Consider the following 21,401-nt stretch of genomic DNA (forward strand, 5'->3'; position numbering starts at 1 on the left):
ATAACACCTTATAATTTATTACATGAATAAATACTATTTATTAGTATCACTCCTTCTGTCCTCTTCTGTCATGGTGTCTGCCGGACCCAAACAGAAGAAGGCGGAAACGTGGATTGATGCCTCAGTCAAAGCTAAAACGGAATTGCAGGCAAAACTGAAGAAATCCGGAATGCCCGTCATCTCTACTTGGATGAAGCACAAGGCGAAAGCCGAGCCCTTCGTGGTAGACCTGAAAGGGGTGGATAAACTGGTGCTTGTGACAGCCGGAGGTCCCGACGGTACGGACTACGACCAGGCGGTATGGGCGAATGCCCGTTTGATTAAAGCCGATGGTACAGCCGTATGGTTGGACGAAGTTCCTTACGAATATGGTGTTGCAGGTTGGGCGAAACCCAAGATGAACACGAACGCATACGATCATGAGATCGTGATTGCCGGAAAGGAATACAAACACGGTGTGTTCTGCCATGCAAACGGTACGTTAGTGTATCCGGTGGGTGGCCAGTATGTCCGTTTTGAAGCCGAAGTCGGTATCGACGACACGTCGAGCGGCGGAAGCGTATTCTTCCAGGCATTGAATACGGTTCCGACTTTTGTGGCAGAAGAACTGAATGCTAAATATCCGGAAGAGATCGGGATGCTGGGTGCCGTGCTGGACGGCCTGGACACCTGGTTGATCACCCCGGATGCTTCTGTTGAAAAACAGGCTGCGGATAATGCGATCTCCCGGTTGAAGGACGGAGCGTACTATTCGAATATAGCCAAGCAGATCGATAACGAAAAAGATCTCGACACGCAGATACATAAATATCTCGAACTGGTAGAGAAAGTACAGGACGTGTATACGCTTCAGTGCGATTTGGAATGGCTGAACGTGGAAGCCGTCAAATTGGCTTTTGCCGATATGAAAAAGCAGAAAGGCTATGATGCCGCCAAATATGAACCGATGCTGAACGAGCTGGTCCGTCTCGAGAAGAAAGGTTTCAACGGTATCTATAACGGAGACGAACAGGCCACAGCCGATGCCAAGAAAGCGTTGGAATGCAAACGTGCCATCTTGCTCGCCAACCCGTTGCTGGATGCCGACAAGATCGTGGCTGCCCGCTTCAAAGTAGGTTCGAAAGCCCACCAGATCATGACACCTTCCTTGGGTACGCAGGCCAACAACTGGAGTAACCAGGAGTCTGCCGGCCGTTCCGGTTTCGATGCCGAGATCGTCGAACTCTCCAACCTGCGTGGCGATATACAGATGCGCCAGGTCTACAAACCGAAGAACGGTTCGTCCATCGCCGACCTCAAACTGCATTGGAACGGAGACCGCGTGATGTTCACACAGACACAGGACGACAGGCGTTGGAACATCTATGAAGTGAATCTGGATGGAACAGGCTTCAAGCCGCTTGTGGAAAACGACGAGCCGGATCTGGAGTTCTACGATGGAACTTACCTGCCCGACGGCCGTGTGATCGCCATCTCCAATATCGGATACCAGGGCGTTCCCTGTGTGAACGGTAGCGATGCGGTCGGTAACATGGTGCTCTACAACCCGAAGGACAAGAGCATGCGCCGTCTGACATTCGACCAGGATGCCAACTGGAACCCGGTCATCATGAATAACGGCCGCGTGATGTACACCCGTTGGGAGTACACCGACCTGACCCACTATTATTCCCGTATCGTGATGCACATGAACCCTGACGGAACGGAAAACAAAGCTCTCTACGGCAGCGGTGCGATGTTCCCGAACAGTACGTTCGACGTGCAGCCGTTGCCCGGCCACGGTTCGGCTTTCGTCGGCATCATCTCCGGCCACCACGGTGTGGCACGTTCCGGCCGTCTGATCGTCTTCGACCCGACCAAGGGACGTAAGAGCACTGCCGGCATGGTACAGGAAATCCCTTACCGCAACCGTCCGGTCAAGGAAGAGATCAAAGACCGGCTGGTGGATGACGTATGGCCGCAGTTCGTCAAACCGACTCCGCTGAACGACAAATACTTCCTGGTGGCAGCCAAGTTGGATCCGCATGCCTTGTGGGGACTTTATCTGGTCGATGTCTACGACAACGTGACCTGTCTGATGCAGGCTGAAGGCGAAGGCTATATCAGCCCGATCCTGGTACAGAAGACGAAGACACCTCCGTCCATTCCCGACCGTGTGAAGCTGAACGAAAAAGAAGCCACCTTCTTTATCCAGGATATTTACGAAGGCGAAGGCCTGAAAGGAATTCCTCGCGGAACTGTCAAGTCCCTGCGCCTGCATGCCTACGAATATGCTTATGTGAAGACGAAGTCCGACCATAACTGGCACGGGATCCAGTCCGGATGGGATATCAAACGTATCTTGGGAACGGTTCCTGTCGAAGAAGACGGTTCGGTGATCTTCAAAGCTCCTGCCAATACGCCGATCTCTATCCAGCCGTTGGATAAGGATGGTGTCGCCATCCAGTGGATGCGAAGCTGGGTGACAGGCCAGCCGGGCGAAGTGGTCTCCTGTATCGGTTGCCACGAAGACCAGAACTCGATCGCGATGCCGAAGCGTGTGACCGCTTCGCAGAAAGCCCCGTCAACCCTGACTCTGCCCGAAGGCGGAACCCGTTCTTTCACGTTCGACCTGGAAATGCAGCCGATCCTGGATCGCGCATGTATCGCCTGCCATAACGGTGAAGGAAAAGCGTTCGACCTGCGTGGCGGAAAGAAAGACAAGTTGGGCTATGGCACATCTTATCTGAATCTGCACCCGTACGTGCATCGTCAGGGTGGTGAAGGCGATATGGTTGTTTTGCAGCCCTACGAATACCATCCCAACACGAGCGAATTGGTACGCCTGCTGAAGAAAGGCCACCACAACGTGAAACTGACCGACAAGGAATGGAAGACGCTCTACAACTGGATCGACTACAACGCTCCCGACAAAGGTTACTTCAATGCAAACGTCCTGACCGAGCTTCCTTATAAAGGATTCGACCAGATCAAACGTCGTAAGGAATTGACCGACAAGTATGCCAACGGAGCCGGTGTAGACTGGAAGAAAGAGATCGCCGACTATGCCGACTATCTGAAGAAGCAAGGCCCGATCACTCCGGAAATGCCTGAAAAGGCCGCTCCGGTGAAGGAAAAGACCGTGAAGGTAAAAGGTTGGCCGTTCGGTCCTGACCGGATCAAAGAAATGCTGGCTAAGGAACCTGAAACCCGTAAGGTGGTCGAGATCGCTCCGGGCGTGAAGGTGAACTTCGTCCGTATTCCTGCCGGCGAATTCGTGATGGGTAGCTATCATGGCGAACCCGATGCCTATCCGACAGCCAAAGTGAAGATCAGCAAAGGCTTCTGGATGGCTGAACTGGAGACGACCAACGAACAGTTCCAGACCGTCTTCCCGGATCACGATAGCCGTTTCGTGGACCAGCAGTGGAAAGACCACGTGAACCAAGGTTATCCGGCCAACAAACCCGAACAGCCTGTGATCCGTGTCAGCTACAACGATGCTATGGAATTCTGCCAGAAAGTAAGCGAGAAGACAGGCCTCAAGATCACGCTTCCGACCGAAGCACAGTGGGAATGGGCTTGCCGTGCAGGTAGCGACCAGGACTTCTGGTATGGCGACATGCACACGGACTTCGGCAAGAAGGACAACCTGGCCGACAAGACAACGCTGCTGTTCGCCGTTTACGGTGTAGACCCGCAGCCGATGTCGAAGACCAACCCGTGGTACAAATACTATACCTTCCTTCCGAAAGAAGAGAGCGTAGACGACGGCAACCTGGTCCAGGTGGGCGGCAAGGCATACGAAGCCAACCCGTTCGGGCTGTACAGCATGCACGGCAACGTAGCCGAATGGACCCGTTCCGACTATGTATCGTATCCGTATAATGAGAAGACGAAAGAGACATCCGAATACAAGGTGGCCCGCGGCGGTTCTTATATCGACCGTCCGAAATATGCCGCTTCCCACACGCGTAAGGCTTACTACCCGTACCAGCGTGTGTTCAATGTCGGTTTCCGTATGATCATTGAAGATTGATAAATAAATGATGTATAGATAATATCTATCAACCCAAGGAGAACACAGATGTGGCAGATTGCCACAGATTATTCCGTCAAACGATAAATCTGCGTACATTTGCCGCATCTGTGAACTCTAATAAAAAAGTAAATGAAAACAAATCTTGAAAGATTTTTCTCCTCCTTCGTAACGACGATCGTCCTGTTACTGATCTATGCCTTTGGCCTGGCCGTTGCCACTTTCATCGAAAAGTATCACGGTACAGCAGCTGCCAAAGCAATGGTTTATTATTCCCCCCTGTTTTTCCTGCTCCAATTCCTTTTGGTCGTCAACTTCATCGCGGCCACCCTCAAACACCAATACCTGAAACGTGGCAAATGGGGACTGATGCTGACTCATTTCGCCTTTATCGTCATCCTTCTCGGCGCCCTGACCTCTTTCCTTTTCGGCGAAGAAGGAATCCTGCATCTGCGTGAAGGAGAGACAAGCGACCGGATCGCTGTCCGCACTTCCGATAACACGACATTCCATACCCTGCCTTTTTCCGTTGAACTGAAGAAATTCACCTTAACCCGCTATCCCGGTTCCGCCAGTCCCTCTTCCTACGAGAGCGAAGTGATCGTCCATGTGGACGGGAAGGACCGCGAAGAACGCATCTTTATGAATAACGTGCTGGATGTAAAAGGCTATCGCTTCTTCCAGGCCTCTTACGACCAGGACGAACACGGGACCATCCTTTCCGTCAACCGCGACGTGGCAGGACGGAACATCACCTATACAGGCTATCTGCTGCTGCTCATCGGTCTGATCCTTTGTCTGGTCGGCAAGGACTCCCGCTTCATGCGCCAGAGCCGCCGCCTGAAAGAATTGCGCAAAGCGACCGGCGTGACGGTCGTGCTGCTTGCCCTCCTTGCCGTTTCGATGCAAGCGGGAGCAAAAGAAAAAACATCCCCGATGCTCGATGCCGTGCAGAAATATGCGGTCAGCCCGGAACATGCCGCCCGCTTCGGCGCCCTCCCGGTCCAGTCGGGCAACGGCCGTATGATGCCGGTCAACACGTTCTCTTCCGAGATTCTCCGTAAGCTCCATAAGTCGGACAAGATCGGCAAGCTCAACTCCGACCAGTTCCTCCTGAGCCTCCTGGCGATGCCGGATATGTGGATGCGCATTCCCTTTATCGCCCTCTCCAATCCCGAACTGGCAGCCCGCTATGGCCTGACGGACGGCGAGTGCGCCTATATCCAGGTCTTCGACGACAACGGCAACTACAAGCTGCAGGAGAAGCTCGAAGAAGCCTACAACAAGATGCCTGCCCAGCGCACGCGCTTCGACAAGGACCTGATGAAACTGGACGAACAACTGAACATCTTCCACCAGCTGATCAACTACCAGATGCTGAACCTCTTCCCCAAAGAAGACGATCCGAACCATAAATGGTACGCACCCGGCGACGACCTTTCCGCCTTCAGCGGCAAAGACTCCATGTTCGTCTCCCGCATCTTCGAGTGGTATTTGGGCGAAGTGCAGGAAGCCCTGAAAAGCGGCGACTGGGCGAAAGCCGACGAAGTGGTCGGCATGATCGACACCTACCAGCAAGCCAAGAACAAGACACTCGATATCAGTCCGAAGCGTATGCAGACCGAGTTGAAGTATAACAGGATGGATGTCTTCCGCTATTGCAAGATCGGCTACCTGGTCCTGGGCGGGCTCCTGCTGGTCCTGTCCTTCGCGATGCTGTTCCGCCGTAGCCGTTGGATGAAGGTTGCCGCCTGGCTGACAGGGATCGGTGTGCTGGTCGTCTTCCACTACCACATGTTCGGTATGGGGATGCGCTGGTATATCGGAGGCTATGCCCCCTGGAGCAACTCCTACGAGACGATGGTCTACGTGGGGTGGGCGACCGTCCTCGCCGGCCTCTTGTTCGTGCGTCGCAGCACGATCACCCTCGCACTGGCCACCCTCTTCGGCGGTATCATCCTCTTCGTGTCCGGCCTGAACTGGATGGACCCGGAGATCAACCCGCTCGTCCCGGTCCTGAAATCGCCGTGGCTGATGTTCCATGTGGCAGTCATTGTCGCCGCTTACGGTTTCTTCGGCATCAGCTGCCTGATCGGGCTGACCGATATGGTGATGATGTCCATTACCGGGAAGAAGAACAAAGAGATATTGAAAGCCCGTATCACCGAACTGAGCATCGTGAGCGAGATGGCGCTCTGGATAGGGCTTGCCCTGATGACCGTCGGCACTTTCCTCGGAGCCGTCTGGGCAAACGAGTCCTGGGGCCGTTACTGGGGGTGGGACCCGAAGGAGACCTGGGCGTTGATCACGATGGTCGTCTATGCCGTGGTGACCCATCTCCACCTGGTGAAACGCCTGTACAGCCTGTGGCTCTTCAACCTGGCGTCCGTGGTTGCGTTCGCCTCCGTGCTGATGACTTTCTTCGGGGTCAACTATTTCCTGAGCGGAATGCATTCATACGGTCAAAATGATAACGTGAACGGGATATTCACCTATCTTTATATCGCCTTGGGAATAGTCGTCATCCTGGCTGTCCTTTCCTACAGGAAATGGAAAACAAAGATGTAAAACATAGAGGTTTTGGATTTGAGAGAACTGATAACAAACAAATATAATACAAACACTTAAAATTAATTAGTCATGAGAACATTTAATCACGTCGGTATCGTAACGACAGAAAAAGTAGAAGGAGCAGTGTATAACGAAGGTTTGAAAGTTTGGTTGACAGACTACAACAAAAGCCCGAACCGCATCGAATTCCTGAAATTCGAAGAAGGAAGCTGCCTGCCCGAACTGGTACAGAAACAAGGACACATCGCCTATGTCGTTCCTTCTTTGGAAGAAGAACTGAAAGGCAAGAAAGTGATCTTCGCCCCGGCTGTATGCGACGAACACCTGACGATCGCATTCATCGAAGAAGAAGGCATCGCCATCGAAATCATGGAGATCAAATAAGAGAGACATATTAATAACATTAAATAAAGGAGGAAAATACCATGTCAGACATCAAGACAAAATTTATAAATGATCCCGAACAGATAACCCCCGAATTGTTGGAAGGGTATGTATTGGCCTATCCGGACCAGGTTAAGTTGGGAGGCGAGAACATCGTCGTACGTGCCAATCCGAAGAGCGAAGACAAAGTGGCTATCGTAACGTTGGGCGGATCCGGCCACGAACCTGCCTTGAGCGGCTTCGTAGGCGAAGGCATGCTGGACTGCTCCGTTGTGGGCGATATCTTTGCCGCTCCCGGCGCACAACGCCTGTTCCAGGCTCTGCAACTGATGAAACGCGAAGCCGGCATCCTGCTGGTTGTCCTGAACCACTCCGGCGACGTGATGAGTGCGAACATGGCTTGCCAGTTGGCAGAACGTGTCGGCATCAAAGTGAAACAAGTATTGACCCACGACGATATCAGTGCCGGTATCGACGCCGATGTCAACGACCGTCGTGGCCTGGCCGGATGCGTTCCTTTGTATAAGATCCTGGGCGCTGCATCCGAAGAAGGCAAGACTCTGGACGAACTGGTCGAAATTGCCGAACGCTATAACAAGAACGTCGCTACCTTGGCCGTAGCCATGCGCTCTTGCACGCATCCGCAGAACGGCGGAACGATCACCGACCTGCCCCAGGGCATCATGGAGATCGGTATGGGACAGCACGGCGAAGGCGGTGGCGGACAGAAACCGCTCGTATCGGCCGACGCTACGGCAGCCGAAATGGTAGACCTGCTCTGCCAACAGCTCAAACCGAAAGCCGGCGACAAGATGATGCTTATCATCAACGGCGTGGGAGCGACTACCCACATGGAACTGAACATCATCTTCCGCAAAGCCTACAAAGAACTGGAAGCCCGCGGCCTTCAGGTTGTCGTGAGCCGTATCCAGGAAATCCTGACCGTACAGGAACAGGCCGGTTTCCAGATGATCATGGCCATCCTCGACGAAGACCATATCGACTATCTGAAAAACAAACGTGCTGATGCACCTTACTGGACAACAATCGGTAAATAAACAAAATATGAAACAACTGACAATCGAAAACTTCAAGGCGATGCTCGACACCGCCTTGAAGAATATCAAGGAGCGCGAAGACGAATTTTCTAAACTGGACGCTGTCATCGGCGACGGTGACCACGGCCAGGCAATCGTGACCGCCATGTCCGCCATCGTGGCTACGGCCAAGAAAGGGACGGAATTCAAAGCCATGCTGAACGACATGGGCTTTGACGTCATGTTGCAGGTAAGCGGTTCCACCAGTACGCTCTTAGGCGCCTTCTTCCTCGGCATGAGCGACCATGCTTCCGGAACGGAGCTGGATGCAGCCGGAGTGAAAGCCATGTTTGCCGGCGGCCTTGCCAACGTGCAGAAACAGACGAAAGCCCAGAAAGGCGACAAGACCATGATGGACGCCCTGATTCCTGCCGTCGAAGCGATCCAGGCCTGTCCTTCGGACGACATCAAGGAGATCCTCGAAGCCGGTGCGAAAGCCGCCCTTGCCGGTGCAGCTTCGACCGTGGAGATGAAAGCCAACTTCGGTCGTGCCCGCAACTACGGCGAACGCTCCATCGGCTATGCCGATAGCGGTGCCACCTCCTGGAGCTGCATGTTCGAATCGTTCGCGCAAGCACTGTAAAGATTTATGATTTATGATTTATGATTTATCACCGACGCATAAATCATAAATCATAAATCGTAAATTCCCAAATCATAAATCATAAATTATAAATCATAAATCATAAATTCTATGGCAGATATGGATGGGTTCAGAGAAGCGAATAACTTCGGCTTCGGACAAACTACCCAATTTGACAATTTTCATGTAAAAGGCGCTTCCAACCTCCCTTGGGGTATGAAAGACCGCCTCTCTCGTATCTTCAACCCGAAAACGGGCCGTGCCGTCATGTTGGCATTCGACCACGGGTTCATCATGGGTCCGACTTCAGGTTTGGAACGTATCGACCTGAACATCGTTCCCCTTGTGCAGTATGCCGACTGTATCATGTGTACGCGCGGTATCCTGCAGACTTCCATTCCCGCTAACATCAACAAACCCGTTTGCCTCCGTTCGGATGCCGGTTCGACGATCCTGACCGAGCTGAACCGCAACGTCCTGATCGATATCGAAGATGCGATCCGCTACAACGCCTCCGCCATGGCCGTCATGTTCTCTGCCGGCGACGGCGAACAGGAAGCCCTCACGGCAGCCAACCTTGTCGAAGCAGTCGACCTGGGCAACCGCTACGGTATCCCCGTCATGGGTGTGACGGCTGTCGGCAAACAGATGGCACGCGACTCCCGCTACTTCGCACTCGCTTCACGCGTATGTGCCGAAAACGGAGCCTCCATCGTGAAGACCTACTACTGCGAAGGCTTCGAGAAAGTAGCCGCCTCCTGTCCGGTTCCCGTTGTGATCGCCGGCGGAAAGAAACTGCCCGAAAAGGAAGCACTCGAACTCTGCTACAACGCTGTCAACGACGGTGCAGCCGGTGTCGATATGGGACGCAACGTCTTCCAGAGTGAAAACCCGGCCGCGATGATCCAAGCCGTCCACGCTGTCGTTCACGAAGGCCTGACACCTGAACAGGGTTTCGAAATGTTCAAGGATTTACAGAAATGATGAGCCGATCGACTCATTGATAAATTATTAAGTATGCATAAGCTATTTACATACCTCTGTTCCGCACTGTTGTTGGTGACCGCTACCTCTTGCGAGAAGAAGACAGAAAAATTGCTGTTGGGCGGTTCCGGCTGGAACAAGATCGTGATCATCGACAAGGACACCAAGCAGATAGAGTGGGAGCATCCCCTTGAAAAAGGCTGGGAATGCAACTCGGCAGTCGCCACCCCCGACGGAAACATCCTCTTCGCCTATGCCAGAGGAGCGAAACTGATCGACCGCAATCACCGGGAGATATGGAACATTGCCGCCCCCGATACCTGCGAGATGCAGACCGCCCGCGTGTTGCCCGACGGCAACTACCTCTTGGGTTGGGTAGGCCATCCGGCCGTTATCATGGAAGTGAGCCCGGCAGGCGATATCCTGTCGCGTACCGAATACGAGACAGGCATCGACCATCCGCACGCCCAGTTCCGCCAGCTGAACAAGAATGCCCGCGGCAACTACCTGATGCCCCTCTTTGCCACCTCCGACGTGCGCGAGCTCTCTCCTGAAGGCGAAGTGGTGAAGATCACCCGCCTCGAAGGAACGCCTTTCACCACATTGGAGTTGGACGGCGGTAACTATTGGGTAGCCTGTGGCGATGGTCATTCCTTGATGGAAGTGAACCTCGACAACGGCGAAGTGGCCCGTCGCTTCGGTGAAAACGATATCGATGGTGTCCGCCTGTTCTTCGTTGCCGGACTGCTTCCGGCAAAGGATGGCGGCCTGTACGTCTGCAACTGGCAAGGACACGACAAGAATGCCGTAGAGGCCAAGAGCCCCCAGGTATTCGAGATCAACGATAAAGGAGAAGTTATCTGGAGTCTGAACGACAACGGAAAGTTCGGTATGATTTCTACGATTAGCACGATAGAATAAAGAAGACCTTCTCTTTTGCTTTTTCAGGGCGGTGTTGTCAAAACAGCCTTGTTCCCGCGTCAGCGTGGGAGACAAGTACGTTTTGACGATACCGCCCTAATTCGTATCTGCACATGATCCCTTTCTCTTCCCGCTTCCCCGAAAAGAAAAACGAAACCGCTTCCCCCTCCGGAATTCCCATAAAAAAATGACTACCGAAAACGTACGTTTTCGGTAGTCATTTTGACGGAGCAAATATACTTAAAATATTTGAAATCAGAAAACTTTGTTTGTCTTTTATTTTTCTGTTTATCAATCAGATCGATTCGGCAAGACGTCGTTTCTTGAAAACCAACGGTTAACAATCTTTTATAAATAAAATGACTAAAAAAAACGTACGTTTTCATTAGTCATTTTGAAGATGCTTAATCTTCATGTAGTCAGAACGTTATGTCTTCATTTCTTATGGGACTGACGGACTTTTGTATGGGGCAGATTGAATGTTAATTAGTTTAAAATCAGCGTTTTACCGAAAACGGTTAACAAAGAAAAAAGCAAAAACGATCATCTTTCCTTTTCAAACGGCAGAATAAAGAGCAAGCGGAATAATTTTATTTAGAAATGATCTAAATAAAAATTGAAATAAAACTTTTTCAATATAGAAAGATAATCAATCGGTATATGATCGGTGAAAAACGGTATGTATCCGCTTGTGATAAAAAGAAAAATATTCTTGTGAATATAAGTTTAAATTTGGATTATCACGTGATTATCATATGTTTTTGAAATATACTGGTACTGCCTATCAATTAGGCAGTTAAGATTATAAAAAAATGAATATCGAAGATTTTAAATATCTTTGTCTTACTGAAATAAAAATGTTATTTGTCGTCCGAAATAGGCGTTCTTCCGCCTATGATATTTTGTGCGGGATGCACAAAATATCACAATTCCTAAACGATTTAATGACATTTATCTCGGTAGATTGGTGCCAAAGTAAGTCAAGTACGTTACCCATTAATGGGACTGACGAGCTTTCGTGTGGAACTATTAATACTTTAATCATATGAAAATCAACTATTTATTATCGAGGCTGACGCGGGAAAAGTACATTAACCGATGGGTAATTCTTTTGATAGACCTGTTCCTTTCTGTTTTTTCGACCGTCACATCCTTGGCTCTGATCAGTTACATTTTAGATTGCGATTATTCAAATCAGACAGTATTCAGCGTATTCCTGGCATCGGTCTGTTGCAGCCTTGTCAGTTTTTTCATATGCCAGACCTATAAAGGAATCATCCGTCACTCTGCTTTCACCGAGACCGGGCGTATCGCCATGGCCTCTTCCCTGAAAGGAGCGACCATCCTGCCGACCCTCTTTTTGATAACCGATGTTTTCACCTTCCGAGGTTTCCTGTTGGGAAGCATCATCGATTTCTTTCTCACCTTCTTTATCCTGACGATTTTCCGTGTCTTCCTCATTACCGCCTACACCTTCGTAGTGAGCAGCATGACATCCCGCAGCAAAGACAAAATCTTTATTTTCGGCTATGATAAATCCTATCCGTCACTCTTGAACGAAGCGTTCTTACGCGAAAACTCATCCTACCAGGTTGAAGGCTTTCTCCGTTTCGGAACTCGGATCTCCATGCGTATAGGCAACTATAAAGTCTATTTCATCTCCGACCAGGCCGAGTTCAACCGCTTGATGAACCGCTATAACATCAAGGCCATCCTCTTCACCGACTATAAGGTCGTCAAAGAAGAAAGCGAACGTCTGGTCCGTTTCTGCGAGAAGAAGAAGATCCGCATGTTGCTCCTGCCCTCCGTCGACGAGCTCCGTGGAGGCAAGATACAGTTGCACTCCCTTCCCGAAGTCCGTGTCGAAGACCTGTTAGGACGCGAAGAGATCCGCATCAACATGACCGAGATCGCCAATTCGTTGAAAGGCAAAGTCGTTTTGGTCACCGGAGCCGCCGGTTCCATCGGCAGCGAGCTCTGTCGTCAGCTCTGCCGGTTCGGCCTGAAGCAATTGGTTCTGTTCGACAGTGCCGAAACCCCGATGCACAACATCCGGTTGGAACTGGAAGAAAAATTTCCCGATGTCGAGTTCGTCCCCGTCATGGGAGATGTCCGCATGATCCACCGTGTCGAGAACGTCTACCAGCGTTTCCATCCCCAGATCGTCTTCCATGCAGCCGCCTACAAGCATGTGCCCCTGATGGAAGAGAACCCCTGCGAAGCCGTCCATACGAATGTCTACGGCACGCGCAACGTGGCCGATATGGCAGTCAAATACGGAGTGGAGAAGTTCGTCATGGTCTCGACCGACAAAGCCGTCAACCCGACCAACGTCATGGGTGCCTCCAAACGCCTGGCAGAGATGTACGTGCAAAGCTTGAGCGTCGCCATCAGCAAAGGCCGCTACCCCGGTAAGACCCGCTTCATCACCACCCGTTTCGGTAACGTCTTGGGAAGCAACGGATCCGTCATACCCCGTTTCCGCGAGCAGTTGGCAAAGGGCGGTCCCCTGACCGTCACCCATCCCGACATCATCCGCTACTTCATGACGATCCCCGAAGCCTGCCGTCTGGTCCTGGAAGCCGCCTTTATGGGCAAAGGCAATGAAATCTTCGTGTTCGACATGGGGACTCCCGTGAAGATAGCCGACCTGGCACGCCGCATGATCGAGCTTGCCGGCCTTGTCCCCGGTAAAGACATCGAGATCAAATACACCGGCCTCCGTCCGGGCGAAAAGCTCTACGAAGAACTCTTGGCAACCAAAGAAAACACCCTGCCTACTGAAAACGAAAAGATCTTCCGTGCCCAAGTCCGCGAATACGACTACGAAGACATCTGCACGGTCATCACCCCCCTGATCGATCTTGCAGTCCGAGTCGACAAGATGGGCACCGTCCGAATGATGAAAGGAATCGTCCCCGAGTTCAAAAGCAAGAATTCAGTCTACGAAGCTCTCGACAAAGAATAAAATCCTTATCTTTGTCACAAAAGAGTTCTGAATGCGTTTAAATTCGAAAGAAATACAGTCCATAGTCCGGATTGCCAAAGAAATCTATGGCGAGGATGTATCCGTCTACCTGTTCGGCTCCCGTACCGACGATACGAAACGAGGAGGCGATATCGATCTCTTGATCCGGACAGAATCCCCTAAAAAAGGAATATTGGACCGTATTCGGATGAAAGCCCGTCTGAAGCAAACATTAGGCGATCAGAAAATCGACATAATCGGCGATTACGAAAACTCCGCCGTCACCGTAGAAGCCCAAACAACAGGAATACGTTTGTTATGACAATGAATTCAGCCCGATAGCCTTGATTGGAAAAAGTTGAATAACTTTCTGCTTACATTTTTTGCGGTATTGTCCATCCTCTGTTTTCTCGGAGGCTGTTATGCCGATGGCGTATGTATCTGGCTATCCTTTCTGACATTGTCGATTTGGCCGATATTGGCAGGCAACCTGTTGTTGCTGCCGATACAATTATTCACCAAGAAGAAATGGAAAAGCATAGTCCCACTGTTGGCGGTCCTGCTTCACGCAGAATACCTGTCAGCCGTTTATCAACCCCCATATTGGAGTAGACCGGCTGCCGTCCCACAAGAAGGAACCCCGCTGACCGTAGTCACCTACAACGCCAGCCATTTCTATTGGAACAAAAAGTACACCATGAACGAAGCCGCCGCTTATATCAAGAAGCAGCAACCCGATATCATCTGTTTCCAGGAAGCCCCCGATAACGGCTATTACCACCCGGACAGCATCCGGCAAGCCTTTGCCTATGCACCCTACCGGTCTATCAGCCGGCGCACGGACCATTCGCCCGTAGCGATCTATAGCCGCTATCCGATCCATCAGGTAAAGACAGCCATCACCGCCCCCGGCAAGACCCTGAAAGTCCGTGTCAAAGCCGCCAAAGATTTGATTCATAAAATGAAAGACAACTACCGGAAACGAGCCGATCAAGCCGATTCGATCCACGCCGAGATCGAACGCTCCCCATATCCGGTCCTTGTCTGTGGCGACTTCAACGACACCCCCGCTTCCTACACCTACCGTCAGATCCGAAAAGGCCTGACAGACGGTTTCCGTGATTGCGGAAGCGGTTACCAATACACATTCCGGCAGTTATACAAACTCTGGCGCATCGACTACGTTTTCTATTCGAAACCGTTAAAAGGCCATGAATGCTACTCCCCGGAAAAATCTTATAGCGACCATGATATGGTTGTTTGGAAAGGAATAATGAATTAATTAAATCTATTTTGTATGAAAATTGCAATAGCAGGAACAGGTTATGTAGGTCTTAGTATAGCGACCCTTTTGGCTCAACACCATCAAGTGACGGCCGTGGATGTTATACCTGAGAAAGTGGATATGCTCAATCATAAGCAATCACCGATTCAAGATGAGTATATTGAAAAGTATTTGGCTGAAAAACCATTGAATTTGACAGCCACGCTCGATGGAGCAAAAGCCTATCGCGATGCAGACTTTGTCGTGATAGCGGCACCTACCAATTACGATCCTGTCAAGAACCATTTTGATACCCACCATATCGAAGAGGTGATCGATCTGGTGTTAAGTGTCAATCCCGATGCCGTCATGGTGATTAAATCCACCATTCCGGTAGGCTATTGCCGTAGCCTGTATGTCAAGTATGCAAGCAAGGGCATAAAGAAGTTCAATCTGCTGTTCTCACCGGAGTTTCTCCGCGAAAGCAAAGCACTCTATGATAATCTTTACCCAAGCCGCATAATTGTAGGCACACCCAAGATAATCAGCAACGATCAGTTTGGAGAAGAGAACGAAGCGATCAAAGCCGTAGCCGATATCCCGGCACTGGAAAAGGCCGCCCATATATTTGCCTCTCTTTTGCAGGAAGGCGCTATCAAAGAAGACATCCCCACGCTTTTTATGGGAATGAAAGAAGCCGAAGCCGTCAAACTCTTTGCCAACACCTACCTTGCCCTTCGCGTAAGCTATTTTAATGAATTGGATACATACGCCGAAATGAAAGGTTTGGATTCAAAAGCAATCATCGAAGGCGTAGGCCTTGACCCCCGTATCGGAACGCACTACAACAATCCATCTTTCGGTTACGGCGGCTACTGCTTACCCAAAGACACGAAACAATTGCTCGCCAACTATCAAGACGTCCCCCAAAACATGATGTCAGCCATAGTGGAATCCAACAAGACCCGTAAGGACTACATAGCAGATGCAGTGCTGCGTAAGGCGGGATATTATGCTGAAAACGGTCAGTGGGATGCAAGCAAGGAACAGAATTGTGTCATCGGTGTATACCGTTTGACGATGAAATCCAATTCGGACAACTTCCGTCAGTCAGCCATTCAAGGTATCATGAAGCGCATCAAAGCAAAAGGTGCGGAAGTGATCATTTATGAGCCGACCCTTGAAGACGGCACCACATTCTTTGGCAGTAAAATCGTTAACAACCTTGATGAATTCAAGCTACAGAGCAAGGCCATCATTGCCAATCGTTTTGACGACTGCCTGAAAGATGTGGAAAGTAAAGTCTATACGCGAGATATTTTCAGAAGAGATTAAGATATGGTAGAGTATAATGTAAATCTTGAAGGCAAGACAGTCCTTGTGACAGGTGCCGCCGGTTTTATCGGTAGCAACCTTGTCAAGCGTCTTTTCCAGGATGTTCAGCACATCAAAGTTATCGGTATAGATTCTATCACCGACTACTATGATGTCAACATCAAATATGAACGCCTGAAAGAAATCGAGTCTTTGAATTGTGATTGGACATTTGTGCATGCATCTATAGCCGATAAAGACGTAGTGGAAAAGATATTCACGGAAAATGATATTGCAGTTGTTGTGAATCTTGCAGCCCAAGCAGGAGTCCGTTATAGCATCACTAATCCCGATGCCTATATCCAAAGCAATCTCATAGGCTTCTACAACATACTCGAAGCCTGTCGTCACCACGAAGTGGAACATCTCGTCTATGCCTCTTCTTCATCTGTGTATGGCAGCAATAAGAAAGTGCCCTATTCAACAGACGATAAGGTCGATAACCCGGTCTCTCTTTATGCTGCCACCAAGAAAAGCAATGAACTAATGGCTCATGCCTACTCTAAGCTATACAACATACCATCAACAGGTCTGCGTTTCTTTACCGTTTACGGTCCTGCCGGCCGTCCCGATATGGCCTACTTCAGCTTCACCGATAAACTCGTAAAAGGTGGAACCATCAAGATCTTCAACTACGGCAATTGCAAACGCGACTTCACCTATGTGGATGATATCGTAGAAGGCGTTGTCCGCATAATGCAGCACGCTCCTGAAAAGCAGAATGGTGAAGATGGATTGCCAATACCCCCGTACAAAGTGTATAACATCGGCAACAGCCACCCTGAAAACCTTCTTGAGTTTGTAACCATCCTCCAAGAAGAGCTTGTCCGTGCAGGAGTACTTCCCGAAAACTACGATTTTGAAGCACATAAAGAACTTGTACCAATGCAGCCGGGCGATGTACCTGTAACTTATGCAGATACAACACCTTTGGAGCAAGACTTTGGTTTTAAACCAAACACAAGTCTGAGGGAAGGTTTGAGGCATTTTACCGAGTGGTATGTGCGGTATTATAAAAAATGAAGTTAAACAATTGAAATATAAAACAATGAGCATTTTTGCAGGCAAAACCCTTATGATTACCGGTGGAACAGGTTCTTTTGGTAATGCAGTATTAAATCGTTTTCTTCGTACGGATATCGGTGAAATCCGTATTTTCTCACGTGATGAAAAGAAACAAGACGATATGCGTCATGAATATCAGTCCAAGTATCCGGATGTTGCAAACAAGATAAAGTTCTTTATTGGCGATGTACGCGATATTCAATCATGCCGTAACGCAATGCCGGGTGTTGACTATATATTCCATGCAGCCGCATTGAAACAAGTTCCGAGTTGCGAATTCTTCCCGATGGAAGCAGTAAAAACGAATGTAATCGGTACAGACAATATTTTGACCGCAGCCATCGAAGCAGGCGTTGGAGCCGTAATCTGTCTTTCGACAGACAAGGCAGCCTATCCCATCAATGCCATGGGTATCTCCAAGGCTATTGAAGAAAAGGTAGCAGTAGCTAAGAGCCGTTACTCCGGTAAGACAAAAATATGCTGCACCCGCTATGGCAATGTCATGTGTTCCCGTGGTTCTGTCATCCCTCTTTGGATAGACCAGATTCGCAACGGTAATCCTATAACCCTTACCGAACCGAAAATGACTCGTTTCATCATGTCTCTGGAAGAAGCCGTAGACCTCGTGCTATTCGCCTTTGAACATGGTCAGAACGGAGACATCCTTGTACAAAAGGCTCCTGCTTGTACCATCCAAATTCAGGCAGAAGCTGTGTGCGAGTTGTTCGGGGGCAAGAAAGAGGATATCAAGGTCATTGGCATCCGTCATGGCGAGAAGATGTACGAAACATTGCTCACAAAAGAAGAATGTGCCAAAGCAGAAGATATGGGTAACTTCTACCGTGTCCCGGCTGACAACCGCGGTTTGAACTACGACAAGTATTTTAAGGAAGGTGATACGAAACGTTCCGAAGTTGATGAGTTTAATTCCAATAATGCCTATCTTCTTAGTCTTGAGGAAACGAAAGAAAAGATTGCATCGTTAGACTATATCAAGAAAGAATTAAGTGGCGAAGGCAACTTCATTCAGTAATAATCGAAGTATGAAGATTTTAGTTACAGGGGCCAAAGGTTTTGTCGGTAAGAACCTTTGTGCCCAACTTAATAATATCAAGGACGGTAAAACACGCTGTTATGGCGACTTGAAGATCGACGAGGTTTTTGAGTACGATCTTGACTCTATGCCCGAACAGCTTGACGCATGGTGTAAGGAGTGTGACTTCGTTTTTAATTTGGCAGGTGTCAACCGTCCCAAAGATAACGACGAGTTCATGAAAGGCAACTTCGGCTTTGCTTCCACATTGCTCGACACATTGAAGAAGCACGGCAATAATTGTCCGGTCATGCTCTCCAGCTCTCAGCAAGCATCCTTGACCGGTCGTTTCGGCAACAGCGAATACGGCAGAAGTAAGAAAGCAGGCGAAGACCTCTTCCTTGAATATGGTAAGGAAACCGGAGCTAAGGTATTGGTATATCGTTTTCCTAACCTCTACGGCAAGTGGTGCAGGCCCAATTACAATTCGGCCGTTGCCACATTCTGCAACAACATCGCCAATGACTTGCCTATTACAGTCAACGACCCAAGTGTGGAACTCGAACTTCTCTATATCGACGACCTTGTTGACGAAATGATTCATGCGTTAAAGGGTGAAGAACATCATTGTGAGTTTGACGGCTTGGAAGTGATCCCTTCAGCCGAAGGTCGCTATTGTTACTGTCCTGTCACGCACAAGGCGACACTCGGTGAGATTGTAGACCTGCTCCATCAGTTTGCGGATATGCCCAAGACACTGATGATACCCGAAATCCCCGCAGATTCTTTTGCCAAACGTCTTTACAGTACATTCCTTTCATATTTACCGAAGGAAAAGGCTATCTTTGATTTGAAAATGAATGTTGACAGTCGAGGTTCATTTACAGAACTTGTCCACACGTTGAATTGCGGACAGGTCAGCATCAACATCTCAAAGCCGGGTATCACGAAAGGCGAACATTGGCACAACACCAAGTGGGAACAATTCATCGTAGTAAGCGGTCATGGACTTATTCAGCTCCGTAAGGAAGGAACAGACGAAATACTTAACTACGAGGTGAGCGGTGATAAGATTCAATCAGTCATCATGCTCCCCGGTTATACCCACAACATCATCAACCTTTCAGAAACAGAAGATTTGGTGACTGTTATGTATTGCAATGAGATATTTGACCCGAATAAGCCGGATACTTATTTCGATAAAGTAGAACAGAAATAAAGTTAGAATAATATGGAGAAGCAACCCAAATTTGATTATTCAGATATAAAATTCAAAGATAACGGTAAACTGAAGTTGATAATAGTAGTCGGCACTCGTCCTGAAATTATTCGCCTTGCAGCTGTTATCAACAAATGCCGTCAGTATTTCGATGTCATTCTTGCCCATACAGGCCAGAACTACGATTATACCCTTAACGGCATCTTCTTCAAAGATTTGAAGTTAGCAGAGCCGGAGGTCTATATGGATGCCGTAGGTGATGATCTTGGTGCCACTTGTGGCAATATCATCAACTGCTCATACAAACTTTTTGTACAAGCAAAGCCAGATGCCGTATTGGTGTTAGGAGATACCAATTCATGTCTGAGCGTTATCGGAGCAAAGCGTCTGCATATCCCCATCTTCCACATGGAAGCGGGTAACCGTTGTAAAGACGAATGTCTGCCGGAAGAAACCAATCGCCGTATCGTCGACATCATCAGCGATGTAAACATGGCATATAGCGAGCATGCCCGTCGTTACCTTGCCGACTGCGGTTTACCTAAAGAGCGCACTTACGTCACCGGTTCTCCTATGGCAGAGGTTTTGCATAATAACCTCGTAGAGATTGAAGCAAGTGATATTCATCAACGTCTTGGTTTGGAAAAAGGAAAGTATATCCTCCTCTCTGCCCATCGTGAAGAGAATATCGACACAGAGAAGAACTTCATATCCCTGTTCTCTGCAATTAACAAAATGGCAGAAAAATACGACATGCCGATACTCTATAGCTGCCACCCACGCAGCCGTAACCGCCTTGCAGCCTCCGGCTTCCAACTCGATAAACGTGTCATCCAACACGAACCTCTCGGCTTCCACGACTACAATTGCCTTCAGATGAATGCTTTTGCAGTAGTCAGTGACTCAGGCACTCTTCCCGAAGAATCCTCTTTCTTCACCAGTGTCGGTCATCCTTTCCCTGCCATCTGCATCCGTACATCAACAGAACGCCCCGAAGCAATAGACAAAGGCGACTTCATCATCGCTGGCATTGACGAGAAAAGTCTTCTTCAGGCAGTTGATACCGCCGTTGAACTTTGCCGTGACGGTCAACACGGAATTCCGGTTCCCGATTATGTCGATGAGAACGTCAGTACAAAGGTTGTGAAGATTGTACAGTCTTATGTGGGGATTGTTAATAAGATGGTGTGGAGGAAATTTTAATAAGTTTTTTTACCTCATGAAAATATGATCATGGAACTCCAAAGTGAATATGGAGTAAAGTGGAATACGCTTGAATTTCAAGGTTGGAATTGTGCAGATGTAATCTTTATAAGTATTCATCATTTTAAGGTTGGAAAATTTCTTGATTCAATAAGGAATGTTGATAAGATTCCTGAAAATGATTAGGATGTGGTAATAGAGGAAGATATATGGCGTGACGTTAATGTGACAATACTCAAGGGTGTTATCAGTGGTAGAGGAACAATTGTGGCTGCAGGTTCAGTAGTAACAAAAAGTTGTCCCCATATAGAATTATCGGAGGTATATCTGCTAAGGTAATTAAGAAAAAATTCACCAATGAAGAAATTAGGTTACATGAATTGGTATTGTATAACTATTCGGATCGTATAAATAACGGATAGAATATGACAATTTACGAATGATTTATCATCATTATACCTATTAGGGAATATATACTTTGTTACTTTTATATTTCTTCTAGTGCTTGTTTGGGAAAAGGTTTAAAGATAAAGAATAACACGGATGCTCAAGAGAAGTTTGTTGAGGATAGTGTTGTTTACATTATATCTCATAAGTAGTTTTGGCGAGTATACAAATGATACTGAATTTTTGCAATCAATGTTTTTTGTATTTGGTTGGAAATAACCTTTTATAAAATTAGGGCTAATGATTCACTATTAGTATGTCCATATTCAC

At 48.7% G+C, this 21,401-nt stretch carries 15 protein-coding genes; all 15 read left to right on the forward strand.

All coding sequences use genetic code 11. The features are described from left to right. Positions 1 to 22: 22 nt before the first annotated feature. The 15 genes from BQ9893_RS02055 (at position 23) to wecB (ending at position 20,684) form a co-directional block, all read left to right on the forward strand. Positions 23 to 4,018, forward strand: coding sequence for an SUMF1/EgtB/PvdO family nonheme iron enzyme (locus BQ9893_RS02055; RefSeq protein WP_075964516.1), 3,996 nt, complete (start codon positions 23 to 25; stop codon positions 4,016 to 4,018). Positions 4,019 to 4,150: 132 nt separating this feature from the next. Further along, positions 4,151 to 6,586 (forward strand): cytochrome c biogenesis protein CcsA, encoded by a 2,436-nt coding sequence (ccsA, locus tag BQ9893_RS02060; RefSeq protein WP_075964517.1) that lies wholly within the window; start codon positions 4,151 to 4,153, stop codon positions 6,584 to 6,586. A 72-nt stretch (positions 6,587 to 6,658) separates the two neighbouring features. After that, the gene (locus BQ9893_RS02065) at positions 6,659 to 6,973 is read left to right on the forward strand and encodes a hypothetical protein (RefSeq protein ID WP_075964518.1); all 315 of its coding nucleotides are present in this window, start codon (positions 6,659 to 6,661) and stop codon (positions 6,971 to 6,973) included. Positions 6,974 to 7,014: 41 nt separating this feature from the next. Next, positions 7,015 to 8,031, forward strand: coding sequence for a dihydroxyacetone kinase subunit DhaK (locus BQ9893_RS02070; RefSeq protein ID WP_075964519.1), 1,017 nt, complete (start codon positions 7,015 to 7,017; stop codon positions 8,029 to 8,031). 7 nt (positions 8,032 to 8,038) lie between these two features. Continuing rightward, positions 8,039 to 8,653: a DAK2 domain-containing protein gene (locus BQ9893_RS02075; RefSeq protein WP_075964520.1), complete on the forward strand. Its 615-nt coding sequence runs from the start codon at positions 8,039 to 8,041 to the stop codon at positions 8,651 to 8,653. 111 nt (positions 8,654 to 8,764) lie between these two features. Beyond that, a complete protein-coding gene (gene lsrF, locus BQ9893_RS02080; RefSeq protein WP_075964521.1) occupies positions 8,765 to 9,637 on the forward strand; it encodes a 3-hydroxy-5-phosphonooxypentane-2,4-dione thiolase in 873 nt (290 codons plus the stop codon). A 33-nt stretch (positions 9,638 to 9,670) separates the two neighbouring features. Continuing rightward, positions 9,671 to 10,558 (forward strand): beta-propeller domain-containing protein, encoded by an 888-nt coding sequence (locus tag BQ9893_RS02085; RefSeq protein WP_075964522.1) that lies wholly within the window; start codon positions 9,671 to 9,673, stop codon positions 10,556 to 10,558. A gap of 1,045 nt (positions 10,559 to 11,603) precedes the next feature. Further along, positions 11,604 to 13,526, forward strand: a complete 1,923-nt coding sequence (locus tag BQ9893_RS02095; protein ID WP_075964524.1) for a polysaccharide biosynthesis protein — start codon at positions 11,604 to 11,606, stop codon at positions 13,524 to 13,526. A 31-nt stretch (positions 13,527 to 13,557) separates the two neighbouring features. Further along, on the forward strand, positions 13,558 to 13,848 hold the full coding sequence (locus BQ9893_RS02100) for a nucleotidyltransferase domain-containing protein (protein ID WP_075964525.1): 291 nt from the start codon (positions 13,558 to 13,560) through the stop codon (positions 13,846 to 13,848). Positions 13,849 to 13,884: 36 nt separating this feature from the next. Further along, the gene (locus BQ9893_RS02105) at positions 13,885 to 14,808 is read left to right on the forward strand and encodes an endonuclease/exonuclease/phosphatase family protein (RefSeq protein ID WP_244155032.1); all 924 of its coding nucleotides are present in this window, start codon (positions 13,885 to 13,887) and stop codon (positions 14,806 to 14,808) included. A gap of 15 nt (positions 14,809 to 14,823) precedes the next feature. Beyond that, positions 14,824 to 16,125: a nucleotide sugar dehydrogenase gene (locus tag BQ9893_RS02110; protein WP_075964527.1), complete on the forward strand. Its 1,302-nt coding sequence runs from the start codon at positions 14,824 to 14,826 to the stop codon at positions 16,123 to 16,125. 3 nt (positions 16,126 to 16,128) lie between these two features. Continuing rightward, complete coding sequence (locus tag BQ9893_RS02115) at positions 16,129 to 17,187, forward strand: NAD-dependent epimerase/dehydratase family protein (protein ID WP_075964528.1); 1,059 nt, start codon at positions 16,129 to 16,131, stop codon at positions 17,185 to 17,187. 25 nt (positions 17,188 to 17,212) lie between these two features. Further along, positions 17,213 to 18,262, forward strand: coding sequence for a polysaccharide biosynthesis protein (locus tag BQ9893_RS02120; RefSeq protein WP_075964529.1), 1,050 nt, complete (start codon positions 17,213 to 17,215; stop codon positions 18,260 to 18,262). A gap of 10 nt (positions 18,263 to 18,272) precedes the next feature. After that, complete coding sequence (locus tag BQ9893_RS02125; protein ID WP_075964530.1) at positions 18,273 to 19,481, forward strand: capsular polysaccharide biosynthesis protein CapF; 1,209 nt, start codon at positions 18,273 to 18,275, stop codon at positions 19,479 to 19,481. 12 nt (positions 19,482 to 19,493) lie between these two features. Then, complete coding sequence (gene wecB / locus BQ9893_RS02130; protein WP_075964531.1) at positions 19,494 to 20,684, forward strand: non-hydrolyzing UDP-N-acetylglucosamine 2-epimerase; 1,191 nt, start codon at positions 19,494 to 19,496, stop codon at positions 20,682 to 20,684. The last annotated feature ends 717 nt before the right edge of the window (positions 20,685 to 21,401 follow it).

Source organism: Parabacteroides massiliensis, from assembly GCF_900155425.1.
Classification (GTDB): Bacteria; Bacteroidota; Bacteroidia; order Bacteroidales; family Tannerellaceae; genus Parabacteroides; species Parabacteroides massiliensis.